Below are 5,661 nucleotides of genomic sequence, written 5' to 3'. Positions count from 1 at the left end.
GGAGGAAGCGGAAGCGGCGGCGGCGGAGGTGGAAGAAAAAGAAGGAGTGGAGGAAAAGGAGGCGGCGGGAACCGGAGCGTCCTCTCCGGAACCGCTGGGAGCGGCCCCGCCGCCGGGAGCGGCCCCGCCGCTGGGAGCGGGCCTACCGCCGGAGCGGCTGGAGACGGAGGCTTGACGCTGGATCGGCCATCGCCAACAATCTTCCTGGTGCGCACTGCCCGCTGGATTCCCTCCATCCCAAGAGGTTTGCATGTCCGAGCTCCCCACGAACCGCCTCGCGAACGAGACGAGCCCCTATCTGCTCCAGCACCGGGACAACCCGGTGGACTGGTACCCCTGGGGGGAGGAGGCCATCCGGAAGGCGCGCGAGGCGGACAAGCCGATCTTCCTCTCGGTGGGCTATTCGGCCTGCCACTGGTGCCACGTCATGGCGCACGAGAGTTTCGAGAACGAGGCGATCGCCGAGCTCATGAACGAGTACTTCGTCTCCGTCAAGGTGGATCGCGAGGAGCGCCCGGACGTGGACGCCATCTATATGGAGGCGGTCCAGATGATGGCCGGGCAGGGGGGCTGGCCGATGAGCGTGTTCCTCTTCCCGGACCTGCGGCCCTTCTACGGGGGGACGTACTTCCCGCCCGAGGACAAATTCGGGCGGCCGGGTTTCAAGTCGGTGCTGCTGCGGGTGGCGGAGATTTACCGGACAAGGCGCGGTGAGCTCGAGAACAACGCGGGGAAGCTGACCGAATCCATCCGGCAGATATCCGCGGTGGCCCCGAGCGAGGCGCTGCCGGGCCAGGAGGTGATCGACAAGGCGGTGGCGGAGCTTCGCGGCCGCGCCGATCGGAGCTGGGGGGGGTTCGGGAGCGCGCCGAAGTTTCCCCCCTCGATGGCGCTGATGCTGCTCCTCCGGCAGTGGCGCCGGACGGGGGAGGAGGAGCTTCTCAAGATGGTGGAGCTGACGCTCCAGCGGATGGCGCTGGGCGGGATGTACGATCAGCTGGGGGGCGGCTTCCACCGCTACAGCGTGGACGCGATCTGGCTGGTGCCCCACTTCGAGAAGATGCTCTACGACAACGCGCTGCTGGCCAAGGTCTACCTGGAGGGCTATCAGGCGACGGGCAACGCGTTCTACCGCTCGATCGCCGAGGACACGCTGAACTACACCCTGCGCGAGATGACCGCGCCCGCGGGCGGCTTTTACTCGGCGCAGGACGCGGACAGCGAGGGCGAGGAGGGTAAGTTCTTCGTCTGGACGCCGCAGGAGATCGCGGCCGCGGTCGGGGAGAAGGACGGGGGGCTGTTCTGCCGCTTCTACGGGGTGAGCCCGGAGGGGAACTTCGAGGGGAAGAACATCCTGCACATCCGCCAGCCGCCCCAGGCCTTCATGGAGGAGGAGGGGATCGACGAGGAAGATCTGTTCTATTCGCTCCAGCGCGCGCGCCAGAAGCTCTTCGAGGCGCGCGAGAAGCGCGTGAAGCCGGGGCTCGACGACAAGGTTCTCGCGAGCTGGAACGGGCTGATGATCGGCGCGATGGCGGTGGCGGGAAGGGTGCTCGAGCGGGGAGATTACGTCGAGGCGGCGCGGCGGGCGGCCTCGTTCGTGCTCGGGAAGATGCGCGGGGAGAAGGGGCTGCTCCGCACCCACCGGGCGGGAGAGAGCAAGCTGAACGCCTATCTGGACGATTACGCGTTTCTGCTCTGCGGGCTGATCGATCTCTACGAGGCGTCCTTCGAGATGAAGTGGCTGAAGGAGGCAGAGGCTCTGGCGGAAGAGATGCGCGTTCGGTACTGGGACGCGGAGAGCGGGGCCTTCTTCTTCACCTCAAACGATCACGAGGAGCTGATCGTCCGCAAGCGGACGGCGCAGGACGGCGCGATTCCCAGCGGGAATTCGATGGCGGCGCTCGGCCTGATGCGCCTCGGGGTGCTGACGGGGGAGGCGAAGTTCTCCGGGATGGCGGCCGAGGTCATCCGGGCCTGGGGCCAGTATCTGGACCAGGCGCCGGGGGCGTTTCACATGATGTTGGTGGCGCTCGACTTCCGGCTCCACCCGCCGGTGGAGATCGCCCTGGTGGGCGCGCCGGAGGGGGAGGACACCCGGGCGGCGCTGCGCGCGGTGGATTCGGCGTTCGTCCCGAACAAGGTGCTGGCCTTCCGGGCGGCGGAGGATGAGGCGGAAGACACGATCCCGCTGCTGCGGGGCAAGCGGGCCGAGGGCGGGGCGGCCACGGTCTATCTGTGCGAGAACTACGCCTGCCGGGCGCCGATGACCGATCCCGATGCCGTGCGGGCGGCACTCCGGCCCGCCGGCGCCGATGGGAGCTCTTGAGCAGTAGCGGCTTGAGCAGTCAGCGGCTTGAGCGATCAGCGGCTGCGGATGAGGTAGCCTTGGTGGCCCTCACCCCGGATGCGGGAGAGGGTGCGCTGGGCGTCCCATCGGTCCGAGAAGCGGTTGAGCTGGACGCGGTAGCGGGCCATGTCCCCGTCCCATCCTTTCGAGACCTTCCCCTGCCTGTTGTTCATGACCGAGGCGAAGCGCTCGGCCGCGCGGCGGCTCGGGAAGGGGCCGGCGAGAATCTTCCAGCGCACGTTTCTCTCGGCGGGGACGTAGAGGGGCACCAGGCGCACCGGGGCGGTGCCCTTGCCGATCATGGCGAGTTCGCGGGCGGCCCTACGGGAGAGGTCGATCACGCGGCCGGAGAAGAAGGGGCCGCGGTCGTTGATCCGGACCTCGATGGCGCGGCCCGTGTCGGTGCGGCGGACGAGGACGCGGGAGTGGAAGGGAAGCGTTCTGTGGGCGGCGGTGAGGGCTTCCATGTCGTAGGGCTCGCCGCTGGCGGTGGGCTTTCCGTGGTACGTGCGGCCGTACCAGGAGGCGAGGCCGCGGAACTCGCCCGCGGGGAGATTCGTGCGGACGGGCACGGGGTCCGCCGCGGCGCACCCGGCCAGAGCGAGAAGCCCCAGGACGAGCAGGCGAAAAAGGGGTTCCGGTTTTTTTCGCATCATGGCTGCTTGTTTGTTCGGGGCGGAGTTTTTGCCGGGAGCGGCATTTCTGTTCGCGGCGTTCCTATTCGATGTACTGAACGGCGAGGCGGATGAAGCGATCGAGCATTTTCGAATCGAAGTGGCCGTCGCTGTCCTGCATGATCGTGAAGGCGGTCATTTTCGAGAGAGCTTCCTTGTAGGAGCGGCGGGTCGTCAGGGCATCGTACACGTCGGCGATGCCGCAGATTCTTCCGTAGCGCCCGATTTCCAGATCGGTCAATCCCTTGGGGTAGCCCTTGCCGTTGCACTTCTCATGGTGCTGGAGAACGATCTGGGTGACTTCCTCCGAGAGGCTTCCGGCGATTTCCGTCAAAAACCGGTAGCCGTCTTCCGGGTGTTTCTTGATGAGGTCAAATTCCGTGTCGGTCAGTTTTCCGGGCTTGTTCAGGATGTCGGTGCTGATGTCTTTTTTCCCGATATCGTGGAGGAGGTAGCCGACGCCCAGGTCCTTGAGCATTGCGGTGTTTTCGCTGCCGATGATCGAGCGCGTCAGCATTGTTGCGTAAATGTAGACGTGTAAGGAGTGGGTGTAGGTGTAGTAGTCGTGAATGGTCAGCTGAAAGAAGCTTTCCATGGCGGCCGGCTCGTTCATCAGTTCGTTCATGGCCTCGACGGTGCCACCGGCCGTTTCATAACCTTCCTCGTCGAATTCCGAAAACATCTTTTGCGTGGTCCGGGCCGCAGAGCCGTAGGCGACGGCTGCTTTTGCCTCGGTCGCCAGGGGGGTCTTAAGAATGGAGGTAAGGTTGTTGTCGACGAGTGTTTGCCAGTTTACCAGCGATTGGCTGTCGTAGTAGAGCTTTTGGGTGTTGCTGGATATCTCGCGGTAGGCTTCGGGTGCAAGGTCCTGGCCCCTGCGGAAGAGAAGAGAGAGATCCTGGCCGAGCCGCTGGTAGAGGTCCACGGGGGCGTCGATGCCCCAGGGGAGGTTGGACAGGGAAATCGGACGGAGTTTGACATGCCCTTTCCCCCCTTCCTCGCCGCCCGATCCGACGCGAAGTTTCTGCTGGGAGGATACGCCATTCCCTTTTGGATTTTTTTTCTCGGCCATTTTGGAACTTAGCCATCCGTATCTGGGCCACAAGGAAAGCACAAAGCCGGTGGCCGGACTACCCCCCATCTATCGGGCGCAGTCTACTGAATTTTGGGGCATTTAGGAAACAGACTTTGCCTCTGGTGTTTCGGAGAGGCAAATCCTTACCCCCGGTGCTTTTTGAAGGTTTCCGCGATGGTGGCGCCCCCTTCCAGATCGGCCGTCATCCGCTCCTCGATTCGGGCCAATTCCTCTACCTTCGCGAGGACCTCCTCGGCCCGATCCTGCGGGATGACGACCACCCCGTTCACATCACCCAGGATGATGTCTCCCTCCCGGACGGTTACGCCTCCGCAGGTCACCGGCGCGCCCACACTGGCCGGTGTGGTGTAGCCCCCGCTTCCGTGCACGGAAAGCCCTCTCGCGAAGACGAAGAAGCCCATCGCCCGATGTTCCTCGATGTCGCGTGCCCGGCCGTCGATCACGGCGCCCGCCATCCCGATTGCCTTGGCTCTTGTACTCATGAGGCCGCCCCAGTTCGCAGTTGTTGTCCCCGGGGGCGAGGAAATCACGATGACGCTTCCCGGGAGCGCTGAGTCGACGTGGTGTCCCGGCAGTTTGGGGACGGCGGCCCCGCCTGCCGGCACCATCTGGACGGTGTGGGCCGGGCCCGCCATCCGGTGTTCCGCATCGGGAGAGAGGAGAATGATGTCGGGCATATGTCCCTTGATCTTTAATTTGTCGAATGCGTCCGCCACCTGGCAGGTAGAGTAGCTGCAAAACTTCTCGATGAGCTGCTGGGACATGGGATCCTCCGGGCAGAAAAATCGTGGTGAAGATGTTGTTTGCTCAGGATGAAACGCCCTCTCGATCCGGTCAAGTCAAAAAGTGAATCCGGCTATCTGGGCGTACGGGCCAATGCGGGAAATTCCGAATCGCGAACGCGGTGGGGGTCCACCGTTTCGAGTGCCCTCATTTCCGCCGCGGTCGGCGGCGGGGTTTCGGGCACCGGCCCGGACATGTCCAAGAGGAAGCCGGTTCGCCCGGCCACCTCTTCTGCCGTGTGGCCGGCGTGGACACTTTCCAGTTCGAGCCCGCTCTCTTTCCGGGTGAAGACGGCGAGCGGCGTAATCACCCGGGAGAGGTTGCCGCTCTGCGTGACGAAATCAACGTGGGGGACAAAAATGCGGGTGTCGTGCGCCGCTCTCCAGATAATGGTCCTGCCCGCCTGGGGCATGATGACGGCGCCCCCGCCCCCGCCCGGGAGGCGCACTTTCGGGGCCGCGGGATTTCCGATGTAGCTCATGTTGGCGCGGCCGGCCTTGTCGATCTGCGCGCCGCCGAGAAAAAGGAGATCGATGCCGCCGCGGGCGAAGAGATCGTAAGTGTCGGCATTTGAGAAAATGGCGGCGGCGCCGTGGCAAAGTTCGGGGTCGTTTGTGCTGAAAGGAAGCGTCCTTGGACGCGGATCGACCGACCCCGCGACCTCGACCAGCACGCAATCGGGCGCGTGCATTTTTTTCGCCAGAAAAATCGCCACCATCGGCAGCGGGGAATTGACCCCGTGAAAAACCTTTTCCCGG

General features: G+C 64.5%; 5 protein-coding genes. 1 reads left to right on the top strand and 4 read right to left on the bottom strand.

What is annotated here, in order from left to right; all coding sequences use genetic code 11:
• Window positions 1-250: 250 nt before the first annotated feature.
• Window positions 251-2,329: a thioredoxin domain-containing protein gene (locus O2807_11185; protein MDA1001061.1), complete on the top strand. Its 2,079-nt coding sequence runs from the start codon at window positions 251-253 to the stop codon at window positions 2,327-2,329.
• A gap of 35 nt (window positions 2,330-2,364) precedes the next feature.
• On the opposite strand, the gene O2807_11180 is transcribed toward O2807_11185, so the two are convergent.
• From O2807_11180 to O2807_11165, 4 genes are all read right to left on the bottom strand, one after another.
• Window positions 2,365-3,003, bottom strand: a complete 639-nt coding sequence (locus tag O2807_11180) for a septal ring lytic transglycosylase RlpA family protein (protein ID MDA1001060.1) — start codon at window positions 3,001-3,003, stop codon at window positions 2,365-2,367.
• A 64-nt stretch (window positions 3,004-3,067) separates the two neighbouring features.
• On the bottom strand, window positions 3,068-4,096 hold the full coding sequence (locus O2807_11175) for an HD domain-containing protein (protein MDA1001059.1): 1,029 nt from the start codon (window positions 4,094-4,096) through the stop codon (window positions 3,068-3,070).
• A gap of 146 nt (window positions 4,097-4,242) precedes the next feature.
• Window positions 4,243-4,884 (bottom strand): RraA family protein, encoded by a 642-nt coding sequence (locus tag O2807_11170; GenBank protein MDA1001058.1) that lies wholly within the window; start codon window positions 4,882-4,884, stop codon window positions 4,243-4,245.
• 92 nt (window positions 4,885-4,976) lie between these two features.
• Window positions 4,977-5,661 (bottom strand): hypothetical protein (locus O2807_11165; GenBank protein MDA1001057.1); only part of this gene is annotated, 685 nt, incomplete at its 5' end.

It is taken from the genome of bacterium, from assembly GCA_027622355.1.
In the GTDB taxonomy this organism is placed as follows: Bacteria; UBA8248; UBA8248; order UBA8248; family UBA8248; genus JAQBZT01.
This window is presented reverse-complemented; position numbering and strand designations above follow the sequence as displayed.